The organism is Tabrizicola flagellatus (genome assembly GCF_046295235.1).
Lineage (GTDB): Bacteria > Pseudomonadota > Alphaproteobacteria > Rhodobacterales > Rhodobacteraceae > Tabrizicola > Tabrizicola flagellata_A.
The window spans coordinates 42137-60097 of record NZ_JBKBLV010000018.1 but is presented as its reverse complement, the minus strand read 5'-3'; the positions used below and the strand labels follow the sequence as shown (position 1 = coordinate 60097).

The following is a 17961-nucleotide window of genomic DNA, read 5'->3' as shown; positions in this document are numbered from 1 at the left end:
GACAATGAAGAAACTGCTCGCCTCCACCGCCGTCATGCTGGCGCTCGCGCTGCCCGGCGTCGCGCAGGACTACACCCCCGACCCCAACGCCAAGTCCGGCGGGTCGATCACCATCACCTACAAGGACGACGTGGCCACGCTCGACCCCGCCATCGGCTATGACTGGCAGAACTGGTCGATGATCAAGTCCCTCTTCGACGGGCTGATGGACTACACCCCCGGCACCACCGACCTGCGCCCGGGCCTTGCCGAAAGCTACGACATCTCCGAGGACGGCCTGATCTATACCTTCAAGCTGCGCGCCGGGGTCAAGTTCCACAACGGGCGCGAGATGACGGCCGAGGACGTGAAATACTCGCTGGACCGCGTGACCAACCCCGAAACCCAATCCCCGGGCGCGGGCTTCTTCGGCGCCATCGCCGGGTTTGAAAACGCCGGGCCGGGCGGGTTGTCGGGGGTCGAGGTCGTGGACCCCCTGACCGTGAAGATCACCCTTTCCCGCCCCGATGCGACTTTCCTGCACGTCATGGCGCTGAACTTCGCCAGCGTGGTGCCGAAGGAAGCCGTGGACGAGGCCGGTGCCGACTTCGGCAAGAAGCCTGTGGGAACCGGGGCCTACAAGCTGGCCGAATGGACGCTGGGCCAGCGGCTGGTGTTCGAGAAGAATGCCGACTACTGGCGCCCGGGCGTGCCGTTCCTCGACAGCATCGTCTTCGAGGTGGGGCAGGAACCCGTCGTGGCGCTGCTGCGGCTTCAGAACGGCGAGGTCGACCTGCCCGGCGACGGCATCCCGCCGGCCAAGTTCCAGGAGGTCATGGCCGACCCGGCACAGGCCGCGCGCGTGGTGCAGGGCGGCCAGCTTCAGACCGGCTACATCACGCTGAACGTGACCACGCCGCCGCTGGACAAGCTTGAGGTGCGCAAGGCCATCAACATGGCGATCAACAAGGAGAGGATCACCCAGATCATCAACGGCCGCGCCATCCCCGCGAACCAGCCGCTGCCGCCCTCGATGCCCGGCTATACCAAGGACTACGCGGGCTATCCCTACGACCCGGAAGGCGCCAAGAAGCTTCTGGCCGATGCGGGCCTCGCCGACGGGTTCGAGACCGAGCTTTACGTCATGAACACCGACCCGAATCCGCGGATCGCGCAGGCGATCCAGCAGGACCTGGCGGCCATCGGCATCAAGGCCAACATCCAGAACCTCGCCCAGGCCAACGTGATCGAGGCCGGCGGAGCGGGCACCGCGCCGATGATCTGGTCGGGCGGCATGGCCTGGATCGCCGACTTCCCCGATCCGTCCAACTTCTACGGCCCGATCCTCGGCTGCGCAGGTGCGGGTGAGGGTGGCTGGAACTGGTCCAAGTTCTGCGACCCCGCCCTTGATGCGAAGGCGGTCGAGGCGGACAGCATGTTCGACCCGGCCAAGTCGGAGGACCGGCTCAAGCTCTGGTCCGACGTCTACATGGGCGTGATGGAACAGGCGCCCTGGGTCCCGGTCTTCAACGAAGAACGCTACACAATGAAATCGGAACGGATGGGCGGCGAGGATGCGCTTTACGTCGATCCGGTCTCGATCCCGGTCAACTACGACTACGTCTGGGTCAAACAGTAATGTGCAAGGCCTGCGACTACACGATCCACGGCGCGCAGCATCATTTCGGCTGGGACAACTCCCTGCCGCCGGCGCTGCGCGTCGCCCCGGGCTCGACCATCGAGTTCCACTGTCATGATTCCTCGGCGGGCCAGCTTGGCCCGTCGTCGACGCTGCAAAGCGTGATCGACCTCGACTTCGGCAAGATCAACCCGGTCTCGGGGCCGATCTGGGTGGATGGGGCCAAACCGGGCGACGTGCTGAAGGTGACGCTGGAAGGCTTCGCGCCCAAGGTGTTCGACGGCAAGGGCTTCGGCTGGACGGCGAACATCCCGGGCTTCGGCCTTCTGGCCGACCAGTTCAAGGACCCCGCGCTGTGCCTGTGGTCCTACGACCCGGCCAGCATGGAGCCCGCGATGTGGGGCAGCGCGGCGAAGGTGCCGCTGAAGCCGTTCTCGGGCACCATCGGCTGCGCCCCTGCCGAACCCGGCCTGCATTCCATCGTCCCGCCGCGTCGGGTGGGCGGCAACCTCGACATCCGCGACCTGACGGCGGGCGTCACGCTCTACCTGCCGGTCGAGGTCGAGGGGGCCCTCTTCAGCGTCGGCGACACCCATGCGGCGCAGGGCGATGGCGAGGTCTGCGGCACGGCCATCGAGTCGCCGATGAACGTGGTCCTGACGCTGGACCTTGTGAAGGACCAGCCCCTGAAGTTCCCGCGTTTCACCACGCCGGGGCCGGTGACGCGGCATCTGGACGCCAAGGGCTACGAGGCGACGACGGGCGTCGGGCCGGACCTGATGACGGCGGCCCGCGACGCGGTGTCGGGGATGATCGACCTTCTGACCCGGCAGCAGGGCATCTCGGCGGTGGACGCCTACATGCTCTGCTCGGTCTGCGGCGACCTGCGCATCTCGGAAATCGTCGACATGCCGAACTGGGTCGTCAGCTTCTACTTCCCCCGGGTCGTCTTCGAATGACCCTGGCGGAAGCCCTGCCAGCCACCGGGGCGGCCATCGCCCCGGAGCCCGTCCTGCGGGTCGAGGGGCTCTGCGTCTCGGCCCGCACCGAAGCGGGCCTGAAACCCCTGGTGCAGGATCTGTCCTTCGACCTGAGGAAGGGTGAGACGCTGGCCATTGCCGGAGAAAGCGGCTCGGGCAAGTCGATCACCTCGCTGGCGATCATGGGCCTTCTGCCGCAACCCGCCGTCCGCGTGACCGGCGGCAGCATCCGCTTTGCCGGCCAGGACCTGACCGGGTTGTCCGAGCCCGCACTGCGCGCGATCCGCGGCGACCGGATCGCGATGATCTTCCAGGAACCGATGACCAGCCTGAACCCGGTGATGACCGTGGGCGCCCAGCTGGCCGAGGCGATCCGGGCGCATGAGGCCGTCAGCCGGCCCGCGGCCGCGAAGCGCGCCGTCGAGGCGCTGCGCGCGGTGCGCCTCTCCGAACCCGAACGGCGGATGACGCAATATCCGCACGAACTGTCCGGCGGCATGCGCCAGCGGGTGATGATCGCCATGGCACTGGCGCTCCGCCCCGAGGTGCTGATCGCCGACGAGCCCACCACGGCGCTCGACGTGACCGTGCAGCGCGAGGTGCTTGACCTTCTCCGCGACCTTCAGGCGCAGATGGGCACGGCGATCATCCTGATCACCCACGACATGGGCGTGGTGGCCGAGATGGCCGACCGGGTGATCGTGATGCGCCAGGGCCGCCAGGTCGAGGCCGCGCCGACCCTGCAGATCTTCGACCGCCCCTCGGCCGATTATACCCGGGCCCTGCTGGCCGCCGTGCCCCGCATGGGCCAGGGGCCGACCCGCCCCCCGGTCAGCACCGAGCCGGTCGCGCGGCTGACCGATGTCGTCGTGCGCTATCCCCTGCGTCAGGGCCTCCTGGGCCGCGTCTCGGCCAACGTCCATGCCGTGGAACACGTCAGCTTCGACATCCGCAAGGGCGAGACCTTCGCCCTGGTGGGCGAGTCCGGCTGCGGCAAGTCCACCATCGCCCGGGCGCTGGTGGGCCTTGCCCCGCATCAGGGCCGGATCGAGATCGCCGGCCAGGCGATGGAGGGGCTGGACGCCCAGGGCCTGAAGGCGATGCGCCGGAAGGTGCAGATGGTGTTCCAGGACCCGATGGCCGCGCTCAACCCCCGGATGCGGGTGGGCGACCTGATCGCCGAACCCCTGCTGATCCACGGCATCGGCGATGCCGCAAGCCAGCGCGCGCGGGCCTCGGACCTGATGGTGCGCGTCGGGCTGGAGCCGGAACACCTGAACCGCTATCCGCACGAATTCTCGGGCGGCCAGCGCCAGCGCATCTGCATCGCCCGGGCGCTGGCCCTGCAACCCGAACTGGTGATCGCCGACGAAAGCGTCAGCGCGCTGGATGTCAGCGTGCAGGCGCGGGTGCTGGACCTCCTGCGCGCCCTGCAGACCGAATTCGGGGTCGCCTACCTGTTCATCAGCCACGACATGGCGGTGGTGGACAACATCTCGGACCGGGTGGCGGTGATGTATCTGGGCCAGATCGTCGAACTCGGCACACGGGCACAGATCTTCGGCAATCCTCAGCACCCCTATACCCGCCGCCTGATCGGCGCCGTTCCCGTCCCGGACCCCAGACAGAAACGCCTCTCCGGTCCAAGGCCGGCGGTGGAGATCCCAAGTCCGGTCCATCCGCCCGGCCAGGCGCCGGCGCGCGTCGTCCTGCGCGACATCGGCGAGGGCCATCTGGTCGGGTCAGAGCCCTGAGGCACAGGCCTTGTCTCGACTGCTCCGGCTCAGGCCATCCTGTCGGGCTGCGGCCGCATGAGGGCCGCAAGGGCAACCGTCTGCGCCTCGCTTGCCCGATGCAGATCGTGCATCGGCATCGCGTCGTCCTTGACGAACTCGATGAACAGCTGGTTCAGCGCGCTGAACACGATCTGCCCCAGGACAGCGGGATCAAGGTCGCCCCGCGTCAGCCCGCGAAGTTTCAACGCGGACAGCAGCTCGCAGACCTGAGCCGACAGCATCGCATCCAGCTGCGTGTAATGCCGCGAAAACGGCGTCGCCGGCGCCTCGATCGAAATGGCCATGGCCTTGCGCCACATCTCTTTCGACAGGTAGTGCAGCGAATGGTCGTAGTAGATCCGGATCAGCTCGACCAGCGCGCGGGCCACGTCCGAAGGCGGCGACAGCACAAGGGCGCGGCCCGACTCGATCACCTCTTCCACCTCCATCGAAACGATGGCCAGGAGGAGATCACCCTTGGTGGAAAAGTAGTTGTAGCAGGTGCCCGCCGACACTTCGGCCGCGGCCGCGATGTCCTCGATGCGCACGGCATCGTAGCCCTGGGCGCGGAACAGCCGCGAGGCCGCCTCGAGGATCCGGCGTGTCCGGTCGGCCTTCTGTCTTTCGCGCAGCCCGGTCATGCGGTTCCAGTTTTGCCCATTATTTGATGTTGACTTCAAAAATGAACGAACTCAATTCTTTTCTCAAGCGCCCGACCAGAGGCCCCCCAACATGGAGATGACGATGACCCGCACGCTGTCCGCCCTTGCCCTGATCCTGACCGCAACGCCCGGCCTTGCGCAGGAGCTGAATGCGCTGGTCTGGTGCGACCACACCGACCCCGCGCTGATCCGGCCCTTCGAGGAGAAGTTTGGCGTCAAGGTGAACCTGAAGGAGTACGAGGGCACGGCGGCCGGACTTGCGATCCTTGACCAGTCGCAGCCCGGCGACTGGGACGTGCTGGTGATCGACGCGGTGGACGTGAAGCGCGCGGTCGAGGCCGGGCATCTGGCCGAACTGCCCGCCGACCAGCTGCCGACGGCGGATTTCTTCCCCGAACTGGTGATGGCCGAGAACAACACCGTGGGCGGCAAGACCTATGCCGTGACCGAGAAGTTCGGCTACAACACCATCTCCTACGACAAATCCAAGGTCGATCCGGCGGACATGGAGGACATGGCCACCCTCACCTCGGGCAAGTATGACGGGCGGATCGGGATCTACGACTATTACCTGCCGGTGCTGGGTCTGGTGGCCCTTAGCCAGGGGATCAAGACCGCGGACATCACCGCCGACAACCTCGGCGCGCTGCGCGACCCGCTGATGGCGCTGCGCAAGGCGTCCAAGCAGGTCTCCGAGGTGGTCGCGGCGCAGACGGCGCTGGCGACGGGAGAGGTGGATATCGTCGTCGGTGGCGGCGAATGGCTGACGGCGGTGCTGGCCACCGAGAACCCGAACCTCGACTGGACGATCCCGAAGCAGGGCGCGCTTCGCTGGGCGCAGTCGATCGGCGTGGTGTCGGGCTCCACCCAGCCCGACCTCGCGCTGGAATTCGTGAAATACATCGTCTCGCCCGAAGGTCAGGCGGCCCTTGCGACCTCGTCCTGCTACTGGGGCATGCCGGCGAACGCCAAGGCCGGCGAGGTGCTTAGCCCCGAGGCAAAGGCCGTCCTGCGCTGGGACCAGCAGCCCGACTTCCTGGCCCGCGCCCAGCTTTACCCGATCCCGGATGCGGCGCTGGATACCGCGATGCAGGATCTCTGGACCGAGATGCTGAACCAGTGAGTCTCGCCGCCCGCGACCGCCGTCTTGCCTGGGGCCTTCTGGCCCCGGCACTTCTGTGGACGGCTGCCTTCTTCGTCCTGCCGTTCCTGGGCATGGTTGCCCTCTCCTTCGCCCACATGGAGGGGCGGCAGGTCGTCCACGGCTTCGATGCGGGCAACTACGCCCGCATCTTCACCGACTGGACGATGCTGAAGGCGCTGCTCAACAGTCTCGAGATCACGGCGGTCGTGACGGTGATCTCGGTGGTCCTCGCCTATCCCCTGGCCGCGATCATCGCCTTCCGCGTGCCGGCCCGCTGGCAGAGGCTGGCGCTCCTCATGGCGGTGCTGCCGTTCTGGACCTCCTATGTCGTCCGTTCGTATTCCTGGCTGCTGGTCCTGGGGCAGAACGGGGTGGTGAACCAGACGCTGCTGGGCCTCGGGCTGATTGCCGAGCCGGTGCAGATTGCCTCGACCCGGGCCGCGACGGTGATCGGCTTCGTGCATTTCTTCGTCATGCTCCTGACGCTGACGATCTATGCCAACCTGATCCAGCTGTCGCCGAACTACGCCCGCGCCGCGCACGACCTTGGCGCCAGCCGCTGGCAGAGTTTTGTCCATGTCATCCTGCCCCTGACCCTGCCGGGGGTCGTGACAGGGGCCTTCCTGACCTTCGTCCTCTGCATCGGCGACTACATCACGCCGCAGATCCTAGGCGGAAATGCCGAACTGACCCTGCCGCAACTGATCATGCTGCAACTGGGCCGCAGCGGAAACTTCCCGCTCGCCTCGTCGCTGTCGGTGGTGCTGATGGCGGTGGTGACGCTGGCCTATCTTGCAAGCAGTCGCTGGCTGCGGCTGGACCGGGTATGATGGCCTGCCGCCAGCCCCCACCCCCATCCCCTCGCCACAAGTGGGAAGGGAGGCGCTCTTTCCGCCGCGACCTTGCCATCTGTCCACCGTCGAAGCACTCCTGCGCCAGTTCCACCCGAGCCTCCCCTCCCCCGCCGCGGGGAGGGGATGGGGGTGGGGGGCCGGCGGCCTGAACGGAGGCACCTGATGCGCCTGCTCTCCTGGGCCTATCTCGCGGCGGCCTATGCCTTCGTCTTCCTGCCGGTCGCGGTGCTGGTCGTCTTCAGCTTTCAGGACGGACGCCTTCCAGTGCCGCCCTTCCGGGGCGTCACGCTCGACTGGTACGCCAAGGTCCTGTCCGACGGGAAACTGATGGCCGCGCTCTGGAATTCGCTGCTGGTCGCGGTGGTCTCATCGACCGTCGCGCTGATCCTCGGCTTCCTCGCCGCCCATGCGCTGGCCCGGGTCCGCCTGCCCGGCTCGGCGCTGATGCGGGGGGTCCTGATTGCGCCCCTGACCGTCAGCTACCTCATCATCGCGCTGGGCCTTCTGAACCTCTACACCCAGACCGGGGTGCGCCTGTCTCTCTGGACCGCCGGGATCGGCCATGTCGTCATCAACCTGCCGCTCTGCTTTGCCATCACCTATGCCGCCATGGGCGACCACCAGCGGAACGCCGAACGCGCCGCCCGCGACCTTGGCGCGCCGGAGTGGAAGGTGCTTGTCCTGATCTCCGCCCCCATGCTGGCCGCGCCGCTCGCCGCTGCCTTCTTCCTGTCGGTCACCTTCTCATGGGACGAATTCATCATTGCCTTCCTCCTGACCCGCTTCGACGTCACCCTGCCGGTGGAAATCTGGTCCATGCTCCGCTCGGGCCTGTCGCCGGCCACGAATGCGGTGGGCTCGCTCGTCTTCCTCGTTTCGGTGACGCTGGTGATCCTGCTTGAACTTCTCGTCTTCCGGAGGGCGAAGTGACCGCTTCCGTCTCGATCCGTTCCGTCTCGCAACGCTATGGCGCGGCACTTGCGCTGGATGATGTCAGCCTCGACATCGCGGCGGGGGAGTTCGTTGTCCTTCTCGGCCCCTCGGGCTGCGGCAAGACCACGCTTCTGAACCTGATCGGCGGCTTTGCCGAGCCGACCTCGGGCCAGATCCTGATCGGTGGGCGGGACATGGCCGGTGTCGCACCCAAGGATCGACCGACGACGACCGTCTTTCAGGATTACGCGCTCTTTCCCCACATGTCGCTGCGCGACAACGTGGGCTTCGGCCTTCGGATGCGCGGCGCACCCCGCGCCGACCGCGCAAGGAAGGCCGATGCGATGCTGGCGCTTGTGGGCCTCGAGGGGCGCGGCGACCGCCGGCCGCACGAACTCTCGGGCGGGCAGCGCCAGCGGGTGGCCCTGGCCCGGGCGCTGGCCGTCGAACCGGACGTGCTGCTGCTGGACGAACCCCTCGGCGCGCTGGACCTGAAGCTGCGGCGCCAGATGCAGGACGAGCTGAAGGCGATCCAGCGGCGGGTGGGCACGACCTTCGTCCATGTCACCCACGACCAGGAAGAGGCCATGGCCATCGCCGACCGGATCGTGGTGATGAACCACGGCCGGATCGAGGATCACGGCCCCCCGCGCGAGGTCTATCTGCACCCGAAGACGCTCTTCACCGCCGGCTTCATGGGCGAGATCAACCGGATCCCGGTCTCGGGCGGAAAGGCCCCCTTCGGCCCGGTCCCGGTCGCGGATGGCATACTCTGCATCCGTCCCGAGGCGATCTCGCCCGCCGGCACGCTGCGCATCGGCCCCTGCACGGTGCGGGACGCGGCCTTCTTCGGCACTCATGTCCGGGCCCATGTCGCGCCGGTCAGCGCGCCTGACTTGCGGCTGGTCGTGCATCTGCCGCAAAGTCGGATGATCGAGGAAGGGGAGGTGCTGGACCTCGGCGCCGAAACCCATGTGGTGCTGTCGGAATGAGGGCGAAGCCGCAAGACTGGTGGCGGGTGCGTGGGGTGGGTGACGGCGTCACCCATATCGACGAGCCCCACATCCACGAATTCTACCGCTGCAATGTCTGGCACGTCCGGGGCCGCGACAGCGACATGCTGGTGGACAGCGGCATGGGCGTGGTCTCCTTGCGCGAACAGGTGCCGCTGGTCACCGAACGCCCGCTTCAGGCCGTGGCCAGCCACACCCATTTCGACCACATCGGCCTGCACCACGAATTCCCCTGCCGGCTCTGCCACGCCGCTGAGGCGCACCTGTTGCGGGCGCCGACCCGGGAGAATACCCTTGCCGACAAGTATGTGACCGACGAGATCTTCACGACCCTGCCGCCCGAGCCCTACCGGTCCGAGACCTACACGGTCCGGGCCGCTCCGGTCGGCCGCATCCTGTGGGATGGCGATGTGGTCGATCTCGGCGACCGGCAGTTCGAGGTGATCCATACCCCCGGCCATTCCCCCGGCGGCATCGCGCTCTGGGAGGCGGCGACGGGCATCCTGTTCTCGGGCGACATCGTCTATGACGGCGAGTTGATCGAGGGCACGAGCGACCTTGAACGCTGGCAGTACATCGCCTCTATGGAAAGGTTGTTGCGGCTGCCGGTCCGGGTGGTCCATGGCGGCCATTTCCCGAGCTACTCCGGGGAGCGTCACCGCGAGATCATCCGGGACTGGCTGCGTCAGAAGGGACGCTGATGCCTGCGGACCGGGCACCCACGCGGGGACGCAAAATTCTTCGCCGAAGAATTTTGCGCTCGTCTGACGGCGGGTCCCGCGCCATAACCGCGCCATGCTGCACGTCACCGACACCCTGACCATCGCCGACTGGGAACTGAGCGAAAGCTTCATGCGCGCCTCCGGCCCCGGCGGGCAGAACGTCAACAAGGTCTCGACCGCCGTCGAGCTGCGGTTCGAGGCTGAGCGTTCGCCGCATCTGGCGCCGGGAGTGAAGGCGCGGCTGAAGCGGCTGGCGGGGCGGCGCTGGACGGCGGAAGGTGCCATCGTCCTCCAGGTGGACGAGACGCGCAGCCAGGCCCGCAACCGCGAGATCGCACGCGAAAGGCTGGTGGATCTGATCCGCGCCGCGCTGGTCGCGCCGAAACGGCGGATCGCGACCAAGCCGACGCTCGCCAGCCAGCGCCGCCGGGTCGCCGCCAAGACTGCGCGGGGCCAGGTCAAGGCCCTGCGCGGCAAGGTCGGGGACGAGGAATGACCCCGGCCGAGACCGCCGCCCGGGCCTGGGGCGGGCGCGTGCTGCGCCTTCTGCGCGACCGCGAGAACCATGTGTTCGAGATGGCCCTGCCCTCGGGCGCCCGCGCCGCGCTGCGGCTGCACCGGGCAGGCTATCAATCCCCCGCCGCGATCCGCTCGGAGCTCTGGTGGTGCGCAGGGCTCGCCGCGGCCGGCTGTCCCGTGCCCGCCGCCCTGCCCGCTCTGGATGGCCGGCTTCTGGTACCGCTGCCGGACGGCCGCCATGCCTCGGCGATCGCCTGGATCGAGGGCGAGGCCCTGGGCGAGGCCGCCCTGCCCTTCGCCCGCCCGCTGGCCGAGGTGCTGGACCTCTATCACGCACTCGGCGCGCTCCTCGCCCGGGTGCACCGGACGACCGACGCCCTGGTGCTGCCCGCGGGTTTCACCCGTCCGCGCTGGGATCTTGCGGGGCTGGTCGGGGACAATCCGCTCTGGGGCCGGTTCTGGGAGCATCCCGCCGCCAGCCCCGAGCAGCGCGCGGTCCTGATCCGCGCGCGGGATGCGCTGCGCGAGCGGCTGGCGGGCGATCAGGGGCTGATCCACGCCGATGTGCTGTGGGAAAACGTGCTGGTGAACGGGCGTTCGGTTTCGCTCATCGACTTCGACGACGCGGGCTTCGGCTTCCGGCTGTACGACCTCGGCACCGCGCTGGTGCAGACCTGGGCGCATCCCGAACAGCCGCAGCTGCGCGCGGCGCTGATGGCGGGCTATGGCACGACCGATGGCGCGATGGTCGAGGCCTTCACCCTGGCCCGGACGCTGGCCTCGGTCGGCTGGACCATGCCGCGGCTGGCGCCGGACGACCCGATCCACGCCAGCCACCTGGCCCGTGCCATGTCTTGCGCGCGCGCTGTCCTGGGTTGAACCGCCTAAGAATTCTCGCCGAAAATTCTTGGGCCTGCCTCAGACGACGACCTCGATTTCCTCCTGCTGGCCGACGCCGAACACCCGCTTGTAGCGTTCGATCTCCTCCGCCGGCCCCATGGCCTTGGCCGGGTTGTCCGACAGCTTCACCGTCGGCCGCCCGTTCGCCGACAGCGCCTTGCAGACCAGGCTGAAGGGCGCCAGCGCGTCATCGGCCACGAGGCCGCGGAAATCGTTCGTCAGCATGGTGCCCCAGCCGAAGGACACCTTCACCCGGCCGTGGAAGCGGGCGTAGAGCTCCTCGATCTTCTCCACGTCCAGCCCGTCCGAGAAGATCACCAGCTTTTCCCGCGGGTCCTCGCCGCGCTCCCGCCACCAGCGGATCGCGGTTTCGGCGCCGCGCACCGGATCGCCGGAATCGATGCGGATGCCGGTCCATTTCGCCAGCCAGTCCGGCGCGTTCCGCAGGAAGCCCTCGGTTCCGTAGGTGTCCGGCAGCATGATCCGAAGGTTGCCGTCGTGTTCCTCGTGCCAGTCGGCCAGAACCTTGTAGGGCGCCTGCCGCAACTCCTCGTCGGTATCCGCCAGGGCGCTGTAGACCATTGGCAATTCATGCGCGTTGGTTCCGATCGCCTCGACATCGCGGTTCTTGGCGATCAGACAGTTCGAGGTGCCGATGAAGCACGGTCCCAGCCCCTCGATCATCGCCTGCACGCACCAGTCCTGCCAGAGGAACCCGTGCCGCCGCCGGGTGCCGAAATCGGCGATGCGCAGGCCCTCGATCCGGCGCAGGCGTTCGATCTTTTCCCACAGCCGCGTCATGGCGCGAGCGTAGAGCACCTGCAACTCGAACCGGCCAAGGTGATGCAGCACCGCGCGGCTGCGCAGTTCCATCAGCACCGCCAGCGCCGGGATCTCCCACAGCATGACCTCGGGCCAGCGGCCCTCGAAGGTCAGCTCGAACTGGCCGTCGCGCTTTTCCAGGTGATAGGCCGGCAGGCGCAGGCCCTCGAACCATTCCATGAAATCGGGGCGGAACATCTGCCGCTTGCCGTAGAAGGTGTTCCCGCGCAGCCAGGTGCTTTCGCCGCGCGTGAGGGACAGCGAGCGCACATGGTCCAGCTGTTCGCGCAGTTCCCCTTCGTCGATCAGGTCGGCCAGCCGCACCTTCGTCGAGCGGTTGATGAGGCTGAACACCACCGTCGTATCCGGCTTGTTGCGGAAAATCGACTGGCACATCAGAAGCTTGTAGAAATCCGTGTCGATCAGCGACCGCACGATCGGATCGATCTTCCACTTGTGGTTCCAGACGCGGGTCGCGATGTCCACCATGGCAGTTTCCTTGTTTGCTCCCGCTGCCGCGGGCAGTTCCGTTGTCCAACGACGCAGCGTCCAAGGCAAGCCGGACCACGCCCCGGTGACATGTCAGGGTCGCACGGCGCAGGTGTACGGCCGATTGTCCGGCATCACGCACAGCCTTTCGGCGAAGTCTTCGGGCAAGGTCACCGCTCCCTGGTTCACCTTATTGCGGTCAAGCTCGTCCAGGTAGTTCATGCAGATCGCGAAGGTGTAGATCTCGCGGCGGTCGGCGCTCTCATACCATTGTGCGAAGGTGGCCGAAGTGGCGACAACCTCATCTCCACCCAGATCGATTTCTTCCGCGAAGCGCGCGACCAGGTCGTCATGGGTGTGCCAGGTCTTCAGCATCTCCCACGGGCCCGGATCGCCGGACTGGCGGAGAGTCCAGGCAACATAGACGCCGATCGCCGCGGCATCTGCCTCCAGCGCCAGCCGCGCGGCGACGTAGTCGCTCATCCGGTAAGAGATCGCAGGGCAGGACCCGCGACCGAACTGTTCGAGGTGCCGGACTTCATGGATCAGGATTGCCAGCTGAAAGTCCTGTTCCAGCAGGCTGTTCAGCACGATCTTGCCGGACTTCGGCTCGTAATATCCCTGTTCTTCGACCAATTCGTCACTCAGGCAGATTGTCGGAGCCTGATCGAACAAGGCTGTCGACAGCGAAGGGATTGGTTCCAGCGTCGTGACAAGGCGTTGCACCAGCGCGGACAGGTTCGCTGGAGCGTCGGCATAGGGGGCGACGGCACAGGCTTCGGCCGCAGTCGCAGCCGTTCCACCGGCAAGGCTGAGCAAAGCAAGTCCCAGGGCGCCCCAGGCCCTCATAGCAGACGGATTCCCGCGGTCCGCATGCTGGCCCTCGCCTCGGCAAGGGAGCCGTTCAGATCGATCGCCCGGCATGCCTCCTCCAGCACCGTGACCGCGAAGCCCAACCGCGCCGCGTCCAGCGCCGAATAGGCAACGCAGTAGTCGGTGGCCAGCCCGACGAGCGTCAGCGCCTCTATCCCCCGGCTGCGCAGGTAGCCTTCCAGCCCGGTGGGTGTGGTGTGATCGTTCTCGAAGAAGGCGGAATAGCTGTCGATTTCGGCCCGAAAGCCTTTGCGGACAATAAGTTGCGCCGCGTCAGTGCGCAAACCCGGGTGGAAGGCCGCGCCTTCGGTGCCGATCACGCAATGCGTGGGCCAGAGCACCTGGGGGCCATAGGGCATCTGGGTCATGCTGAACGGTGCCGCGCCCGGATGGTTCGCGGCGAAGGAGGCATGGGCGGCCGGGTGCCAGTCCTGCGTCAGGACAACGGTCGGGAAATCGTCCATCAAGCCGTTGATCCGGCTGATGATCTCGTCGCCCCCCGCCACGGCCAGCGCACCGCCGGGGCAGAAATCGTTCTGCACGTCGATCACGATCAGCGCGTCGGTTGCGGGTCTCATGGCGGCCTCCGGGTGGTGATCTTCCCTGCGTAAGGGCCGGTCCGGGGTGCGTCAAGCGAAGCGCTTGAAATTCCGGGGGGATGGGCGCAAAGGGGGGCCATGCTGACCGTCGCGGCCCTCTATCATTTCACCCGTTTCCCTGACCCTGCTGCGCTGAAGCCGGGGCTGCTGGACGTCTGCACGGCGAACGGGGTCAGGGGGTCGCTGTTGCTCGCGCCCGAGGGGATCAACGGCACCATCGCCGGGACGCGGCAGGGGATCGACGCGGCGCTGGCGGCGGTGCGGGCGCTGCCGGGCTGCGCGGGGCTGGAGTGGAAGGAAAGCTTCGCCGAGACCATGCCCTTCGGGCGGATGAAGGTGAAGCTGAAGCGCGAGATCGTCACCATGGGCCAGCCGGACGTGGACCCGCTGGCGCGGGTCGGCCACTATGTGGCGCCGCGGGACTGGAACGCGCTGATCCGCGATCCTGATACCGTGGTGATCGACACCCGCAACGATTACGAGGTGGCGATCGGCACCTTCCAGGGCGCGGTGGACCCGGGGACGAAGGCCTTCGGCGAGTTTCCCGCCTGGTGGCAGGCCAACCGCGAAAGGTTCGCGGGCAAGCGGATCGCCATGTTCTGCACCGGCGGCATCCGCTGCGAGAAGTCGACGAATTACCTTCTGGGCCAGGGGCTTAATCAGGTCTATCACCTGAAGGGCGGGATCCTGAAATACCTGGAAGAGGTGCGCGAGGCAGAAAGCCTGTGGCAGGGGCAATGCTTCGTCTTCGACGACCGGGTGTCGGTCGGCCACGGGTTGCAGCCGGGGGGACTGAAGATCTGCGGGGCCTGCCGGCGACCGGTGACGGCAGAGGGCCAGGCGGACCCGGACTACGAGGACGGCGTCTGCTGCCCCGCCTGCGTCGGGGAGTATACGTCCGCGGACCGGGAACGGTTCCGGGAGCGTCATCGCCAGATGTTGCTTGCCGCCAAGCGCGGGACACAACATCTGGGGGGCGGTGGTGCGCTGTAGCGCACCCTGCGCCAGTCTCACGCGGCTTTCTCGGCCAGCATCTCCTGCACCATCGGCACGACCTTCTCGCCGTAAAGCCGGATGCAGTCCATCAGGTCGGCATGCGGCATCGGGCCGTTGGAATACTTGATGTCGAAGCGCTGGATGCCCAGGGTGCGGACGGTGCGGGCGATCTTGCGGGCGACGGTTTCCGGGCTGCCGACGAAGAGCGCGCCGTGGGCGATCTCGGCCAGGTAGCGGTCCTTCGTGACAGGGGGCCAGCCACGCTCGCGCCCGATGCGGCCAAACATCTCGGCGTAGTGCGGCCAGAGCTTTTCCTGCGCCAGTTCGTCGGTGGCGGCGATGAAGCCGGGGGAATGGGCGCCGATGGGCCGGACGGGGCGGCCAAGCTGGGCACAGGCGCGGTGGTAGAGGTCGATGTAGGGCGCGAACCGGCCCGGATCGCCGCCGATGATGGCCAGCACCAGTTGCAGGTCCTGCCGCACCACGCGCACCACGCTTTCCGGGCTGCCGCCCACGCCGACCCAGACCGTCATCGGCTGGCCAAGCGGCGGGACGACGAGGGCGTCCTGCAGCGGGCTGCGGGTCTGGCCGGACCAGGTGATGCGGGGTTCGCGCAGCAGGCGGGCAAAGATTTCAAGGCGTTCCTCGAAGAGCTGGTCGTAGTCGCTCAGGTCAAGCCCGAAGAGCGCATAACTTTCGGTGAAGGAGCCGCGCCCCAGGATCGGTTCCGCCCTTCCGTTCGACAGGGCGTGCAGGGTGGAGAACCGCTGGAACACCCGCACCGGATCGTCGGTGGACAGCACCGTGACCGCGGTGCCGAGCTTGATCCGCCGCGTGCGGCCCGCGATGGCGGCCAGCACGATTTCCGGGGCCGAGATCGCGAAATCGGGGCGGTGATGTTCGCCTAACCCGATGAAATCGATGCCAAGCTCGTCGGCGAGGACCGCCTGCTCCACGACCTCGCGCAGGACGTGGTCCATGGGTTGCGGCTGGCCATCGGGGCCGAGGGTCACATCGCCGAACGTGTCGAGGCCGAGGGAAATGGGGGTCATGGCGGGCTCCTTTGCGGGGAAGCTAGGGAATGCTTGATCGGAAATGAACGCGGGTTTCGAGAGAGGCTGCGTTGGAGGGCGCACAGGACGGGCCAAGTCCCTGCGAACGCGGGATTAATCCGGCAGATCGGGCCGATGTCCCGCGTCTGGCATCCGTCTGGCATGCGTCGGGCATGCGTCGGGCGGGCCGCCCGCCCGAGGCTTGCGTTAACCTTGACCCGCGAATCATGGAGTGCGCGATGACCCAGCCCGAAATGCTGGCCCTGCGGATGGGCCTCGATATCCCCGATTTCGACCGAGACGGCTATTACGGCGCCGGCTACGGCACGATGAAGCCCTTTCACCGGATCGGCAGCCTTCTGTTCCTGTCGGGCCATGTGGCGCAGGCGGGCAGCGAGATCACCCACAAGGGCCGGCTCGGTGCGGGGCTGACGGTCGAGGAGGGCTATAAGGCGGCGCGGCGGACGGGGCTGAACGTGCTGGGTGGGATCCGGCAGGCGGTGGGCTCGCTCGACCGGGTGAAGGGGATCGTGCGGAGCCTTAACTTCGTCGTCTGCACGCCGGAGTTCGAGGAGGTGCACAAGGTGTCCAGCGGCTTGTCGGACCTGTTCGTCGAGGTCTTCGGACCGGAGCGGGGCCTTGGCGGGCGGGCCACGATCGGGGTCATGGCGCTGGCCGGCGGGGTCTGTTTCGAGACCTGGGTCACGGTCGAGGTGGAGTAGGGTCGCGCCTTCGCGCGGCCGGCGGAACGGGGGGTTTCACACCCCCCGCGCCCCCCGTGGAGTATTTGCGAAAGGGCAAATGCAGTCAGGGGCTGCGGTCGAGGCAGGGCCGCGGCCTTGGTGCGCGGGCGTGGAACAGGGTTGCAAGGCGGCCGAGAAGGGAGCGCCAGCGGTGGAGGCGGGACTGGTGCAGGCCTTCGGCCAGCGCGATGCGGTGGTGGGCATGGGGGTCCTTCGGCCGGCCGTCCGGGTGGTGGGGGGTGCAGCGCAGAAGGTCGAGGTTGACGCCGTGCATGGCTTTCGTTCCGTGGTGGATCAGGTCTTGGATATGCCATGAAATCTGCGAGTATCCGACTCAGCAATTTCCACGGGACGAAAGTTGAGATTACATGTTGCGCTGGCGTGACCTGCCGTCCCTGTCCATGCTGCGGGCCTTCGACGCCACCGCGCGGGCCGGCAGTTTCGCCGAGGCCGGGCGGGTGCTGAACGTGACCCATGCCGCCGTGACCCAGTCGGTGCGGGCGCTGGAGGGCGAGTTGGGCGTGCAGCTCGTGCGCCGGGCGGGGCGGACGGTGGCGCTGACCGAGGCGGGGGCGGCGCTGGCACGGGCGCTGGGCGAGGGGTTCGGGCGGGTGGAGGCGGGCATCGCCGCGCTGCGGGAGCACGAGGCGCGGCGCGTGGTGCGGGTCACCACCACGACCTTCATCGCCGAGACCCACATCATGCCGCGCCTGCCCGGGTTCTGGGCCGCGCATCCCGGCGTCGAGGTCGCCCTGTCGCCCAGTCCCGAGAAGCTGGACCTGGCCCGCGAGGGCTTTGACCTGGCGATCCGCGCCCTGTCGGACGGCTGGGAAGAGACGGCGGAAGAGGAGATCCGGCCGCTCTGCCGGTCGCCGGTGATCGCGGTCTGTGCGCCCTCGCTGCTCGCGACCGGGCTGCATCCGCAGGACATGCCCTGGGTGATGGGAGTGGACCGGCATCTGGATCTGGCCGAGGTGGCGGGCGCCGGCCTCGACCCTGCCCGTTTGCGGCGGGTGGAGGTCGGCAGCCCGCATCTGGAGATGTCGGCCTGCCGGCAGGGGCTGGGCGCGGCCACGGCGACCAAGATCATCTGCCGCGCCGATCTGGAGGCCGGGCGGCTGGTGCGGCTGCCGCTGTCCGGACTGCCGGTCGTGACCTATGCGCTGGTCCTGCCCAAAGGCCCGCGGCGGGCTGCGGTAGAGGCCTTCGCGGGCTGGCTGGCGACGATCTTCTAGGGCTCGGGCCGGTGGCCCCCCACCCTCTCCCT

At 67.7% G+C, this 17961-nt stretch carries 19 protein-coding genes; 13 read left to right on the top strand and 6 right to left on the bottom strand.

Annotated features, from left to right (window positions below):
* Window positions 1-4: 4 nt before the first annotated feature.
* Genes ACK4IU_RS09920 through ACK4IU_RS09910 form a run of 3 tightly spaced genes read left to right on the top strand, consistent with a single transcriptional unit; the run spans window position 5 to window position 4352 of the window.
* Window positions 5-1618 (top strand): ABC transporter substrate-binding protein, encoded by a 1614-nt coding sequence (locus ACK4IU_RS09920; protein ID WP_409734435.1) that lies wholly within the window; start codon window positions 5-7, stop codon window positions 1616-1618.
* Window positions 1618-2577: an acetamidase/formamidase family protein gene (locus ACK4IU_RS09915; protein WP_409734433.1), complete on the top strand. Its 960-nt coding sequence runs from the start codon at window positions 1618-1620 to the stop codon at window positions 2575-2577. The genes ACK4IU_RS09920 and ACK4IU_RS09915 overlap by 1 nt, the downstream gene beginning before the upstream one ends.
* Complete coding sequence (locus ACK4IU_RS09910) at window positions 2574-4352, top strand: ABC transporter ATP-binding protein (RefSeq protein WP_409734430.1); 1779 nt, start codon at window positions 2574-2576, stop codon at window positions 4350-4352. The genes ACK4IU_RS09915 and ACK4IU_RS09910 overlap by 4 nt, the downstream gene beginning before the upstream one ends.
* A 29-nt stretch (window positions 4353-4381) precedes the next feature.
* Here ACK4IU_RS09910 and ACK4IU_RS09905 read toward each other — a convergent pair whose 3' ends face one another.
* Complete coding sequence (locus ACK4IU_RS09905) at window positions 4382-5014, bottom strand: TetR/AcrR family transcriptional regulator (protein ID WP_409734427.1); 633 nt, start codon at window positions 5012-5014, stop codon at window positions 4382-4384.
* 103 nt (window positions 5015-5117) lie between these two features.
* Here ACK4IU_RS09905 and ACK4IU_RS09900 point away from each other — a divergent pair, with 103 nt between their 5' ends.
* From ACK4IU_RS09900 to ACK4IU_RS09870, 7 genes are all read left to right on the top strand, one after another.
* On the top strand, window positions 5118-6158 hold the full coding sequence (locus tag ACK4IU_RS09900) for a spermidine/putrescine ABC transporter substrate-binding protein (protein ID WP_409734425.1): 1041 nt from the start codon (window positions 5118-5120) through the stop codon (window positions 6156-6158).
* On the top strand, window positions 6155-7009 hold the full coding sequence (locus tag ACK4IU_RS09895; RefSeq protein WP_409734423.1) for an ABC transporter permease: 855 nt from the start codon (window positions 6155-6157) through the stop codon (window positions 7007-7009). The genes ACK4IU_RS09900 and ACK4IU_RS09895 overlap by 4 nt, the downstream gene beginning before the upstream one ends.
* Window positions 7010-7195: 186 nt before the next feature.
* A complete protein-coding gene (locus tag ACK4IU_RS09890; RefSeq protein WP_409734421.1) occupies window positions 7196-7963 on the top strand; it encodes an ABC transporter permease in 768 nt (255 codons plus the stop codon).
* Complete coding sequence (locus tag ACK4IU_RS09885; protein WP_409734419.1) at window positions 7960-8958, top strand: ABC transporter ATP-binding protein; 999 nt, start codon at window positions 7960-7962, stop codon at window positions 8956-8958. Before ACK4IU_RS09890 ends, ACK4IU_RS09885 begins: the two co-directional genes overlap by 4 nt.
* Window positions 8955-9680, top strand: a complete 726-nt coding sequence (locus ACK4IU_RS09880) for an MBL fold metallo-hydrolase (RefSeq protein WP_409734416.1) — start codon at window positions 8955-8957, stop codon at window positions 9678-9680. The genes ACK4IU_RS09885 and ACK4IU_RS09880 overlap by 4 nt, the downstream gene beginning before the upstream one ends.
* A gap of 94 nt (window positions 9681-9774) precedes the next feature.
* Window positions 9775-10197: an alternative ribosome rescue aminoacyl-tRNA hydrolase ArfB gene (arfB, locus tag ACK4IU_RS09875; protein ID WP_409734414.1), complete on the top strand. Its 423-nt coding sequence runs from the start codon at window positions 9775-9777 to the stop codon at window positions 10195-10197.
* Window positions 10194-11099 carry a phosphotransferase enzyme family protein gene (locus ACK4IU_RS09870; protein WP_409734412.1) on the top strand — a complete coding sequence of 302 codons (906 nt, stop codon included), beginning with the start codon at window positions 10194-10196 and terminating at the stop codon, window positions 11097-11099. The genes arfB and ACK4IU_RS09870 overlap by 4 nt, the downstream gene beginning before the upstream one ends.
* Before the next feature lie 39 nt (window positions 11100-11138).
* Here ACK4IU_RS09870 and pncB read toward each other — a convergent pair whose 3' ends face one another.
* From pncB to pncA, 3 genes are all read right to left on the bottom strand, one after another.
* A complete protein-coding gene (pncB, locus tag ACK4IU_RS09865) occupies window positions 11139-12431 on the bottom strand; it encodes a nicotinate phosphoribosyltransferase (RefSeq protein WP_409734410.1) in 1293 nt (430 codons plus the stop codon).
* A gap of 93 nt (window positions 12432-12524) precedes the next feature.
* Window positions 12525-13250: a DUF6782 family putative metallopeptidase gene (locus ACK4IU_RS09860; RefSeq protein ID WP_409734408.1), complete on the bottom strand. Its 726-nt coding sequence runs from the start codon at window positions 13248-13250 to the stop codon at window positions 12525-12527.
* A gap of 26 nt (window positions 13251-13276) precedes the next feature.
* Window positions 13277-13882, bottom strand: a complete 606-nt coding sequence (pncA, locus tag ACK4IU_RS09855; RefSeq protein ID WP_409734404.1) for a bifunctional nicotinamidase/pyrazinamidase — start codon at window positions 13880-13882, stop codon at window positions 13277-13279.
* Window positions 13883-13981: 99 nt separating this feature from the next.
* Between pncA and ACK4IU_RS09850 the strand changes: the two genes are divergently transcribed.
* Window positions 13982-14896, top strand: coding sequence for a rhodanese-related sulfurtransferase (locus ACK4IU_RS09850; RefSeq protein ID WP_409734403.1), 915 nt, complete (start codon window positions 13982-13984; stop codon window positions 14894-14896).
* Window positions 14897-14913: 17 nt separating this feature from the next.
* Here ACK4IU_RS09850 and ACK4IU_RS09845 read toward each other — a convergent pair whose 3' ends face one another.
* On the bottom strand, window positions 14914-15951 hold the full coding sequence (locus ACK4IU_RS09845; protein WP_409734401.1) for an LLM class flavin-dependent oxidoreductase: 1038 nt from the start codon (window positions 15949-15951) through the stop codon (window positions 14914-14916).
* Window positions 15952-16190: 239 nt separating this feature from the next.
* Between ACK4IU_RS09845 and ACK4IU_RS09840 the strand changes: the two genes are divergently transcribed.
* Window positions 16191-16673 (top strand): RidA family protein, encoded by a 483-nt coding sequence (locus tag ACK4IU_RS09840; protein WP_409734399.1) that lies wholly within the window; start codon window positions 16191-16193, stop codon window positions 16671-16673.
* Between the two features lie 85 nt (window positions 16674-16758).
* On the opposite strand, the gene ACK4IU_RS09835 is transcribed toward ACK4IU_RS09840, so the two are convergent.
* Window positions 16759-16968, bottom strand: coding sequence for a hypothetical protein (locus tag ACK4IU_RS09835; protein WP_409734396.1), 210 nt, complete (start codon window positions 16966-16968; stop codon window positions 16759-16761).
* A 94-nt stretch (window positions 16969-17062) separates the two neighbouring features.
* Between ACK4IU_RS09835 and ACK4IU_RS09830 the strand changes: the two genes are divergently transcribed.
* Window positions 17063-17929: a LysR family transcriptional regulator gene (locus tag ACK4IU_RS09830; RefSeq protein ID WP_409734393.1), complete on the top strand. Its 867-nt coding sequence runs from the start codon at window positions 17063-17065 to the stop codon at window positions 17927-17929.
* The last annotated feature ends 32 nt before the right edge of the window (window positions 17930-17961 follow it).

Coding starts and splice junctions, on each gene's coding strand:
- ACK4IU_RS09920 (WP_409734435.1), top strand. CDS start 5: ATGAAGAAACTGCTCGCCTCCACCGCCGTCATGCTGGCGCTCGCGCTG.
- ACK4IU_RS09915 (WP_409734433.1), top strand. CDS start 1,618: ATGTGCAAGGCCTGCGACTACACGATCCACGGCGCGCAGCATCATTTC.
- ACK4IU_RS09910 (WP_409734430.1), top strand. CDS start 2,574: ATGACCCTGGCGGAAGCCCTGCCAGCCACCGGGGCGGCCATCGCCCCG.
- ACK4IU_RS09905 (WP_409734427.1), bottom strand. CDS start 5,014: ATGACCGGGCTGCGCGAAAGACAGAAGGCCGACCGGACACGCCGGATC.
- ACK4IU_RS09900 (WP_409734425.1), top strand. CDS start 5,118: ATGACCCGCACGCTGTCCGCCCTTGCCCTGATCCTGACCGCAACGCCC.
- ACK4IU_RS09890 (WP_409734421.1), top strand. CDS start 7,196: ATGCGCCTGCTCTCCTGGGCCTATCTCGCGGCGGCCTATGCCTTCGTC.
- ACK4IU_RS09880 (WP_409734416.1), top strand. CDS start 8,955: ATGAGGGCGAAGCCGCAAGACTGGTGGCGGGTGCGTGGGGTGGGTGAC.
- arfB (WP_409734414.1), top strand. CDS start 9,775: ATGCTGCACGTCACCGACACCCTGACCATCGCCGACTGGGAACTGAGC.
- ACK4IU_RS09870 (WP_409734412.1), top strand. CDS start 10,194: ATGACCCCGGCCGAGACCGCCGCCCGGGCCTGGGGCGGGCGCGTGCTG.
- pncB (WP_409734410.1), bottom strand. CDS start 12,431: ATGGTGGACATCGCGACCCGCGTCTGGAACCACAAGTGGAAGATCGAT.
- pncA (WP_409734404.1), bottom strand. CDS start 13,882: ATGAGACCCGCAACCGACGCGCTGATCGTGATCGACGTGCAGAACGAT.
- ACK4IU_RS09850 (WP_409734403.1), top strand. CDS start 13,982: ATGCTGACCGTCGCGGCCCTCTATCATTTCACCCGTTTCCCTGACCCT.
- ACK4IU_RS09845 (WP_409734401.1), bottom strand. CDS start 15,951: ATGACCCCCATTTCCCTCGGCCTCGACACGTTCGGCGATGTGACCCTC.
- ACK4IU_RS09840 (WP_409734399.1), top strand. CDS start 16,191: ATGACCCAGCCCGAAATGCTGGCCCTGCGGATGGGCCTCGATATCCCC.
- ACK4IU_RS09835 (WP_409734396.1), bottom strand. CDS start 16,968: ATGCACGGCGTCAACCTCGACCTTCTGCGCTGCACCCCCCACCACCCG.
- ACK4IU_RS09830 (WP_409734393.1), top strand. CDS start 17,063: ATGTTGCGCTGGCGTGACCTGCCGTCCCTGTCCATGCTGCGGGCCTTC.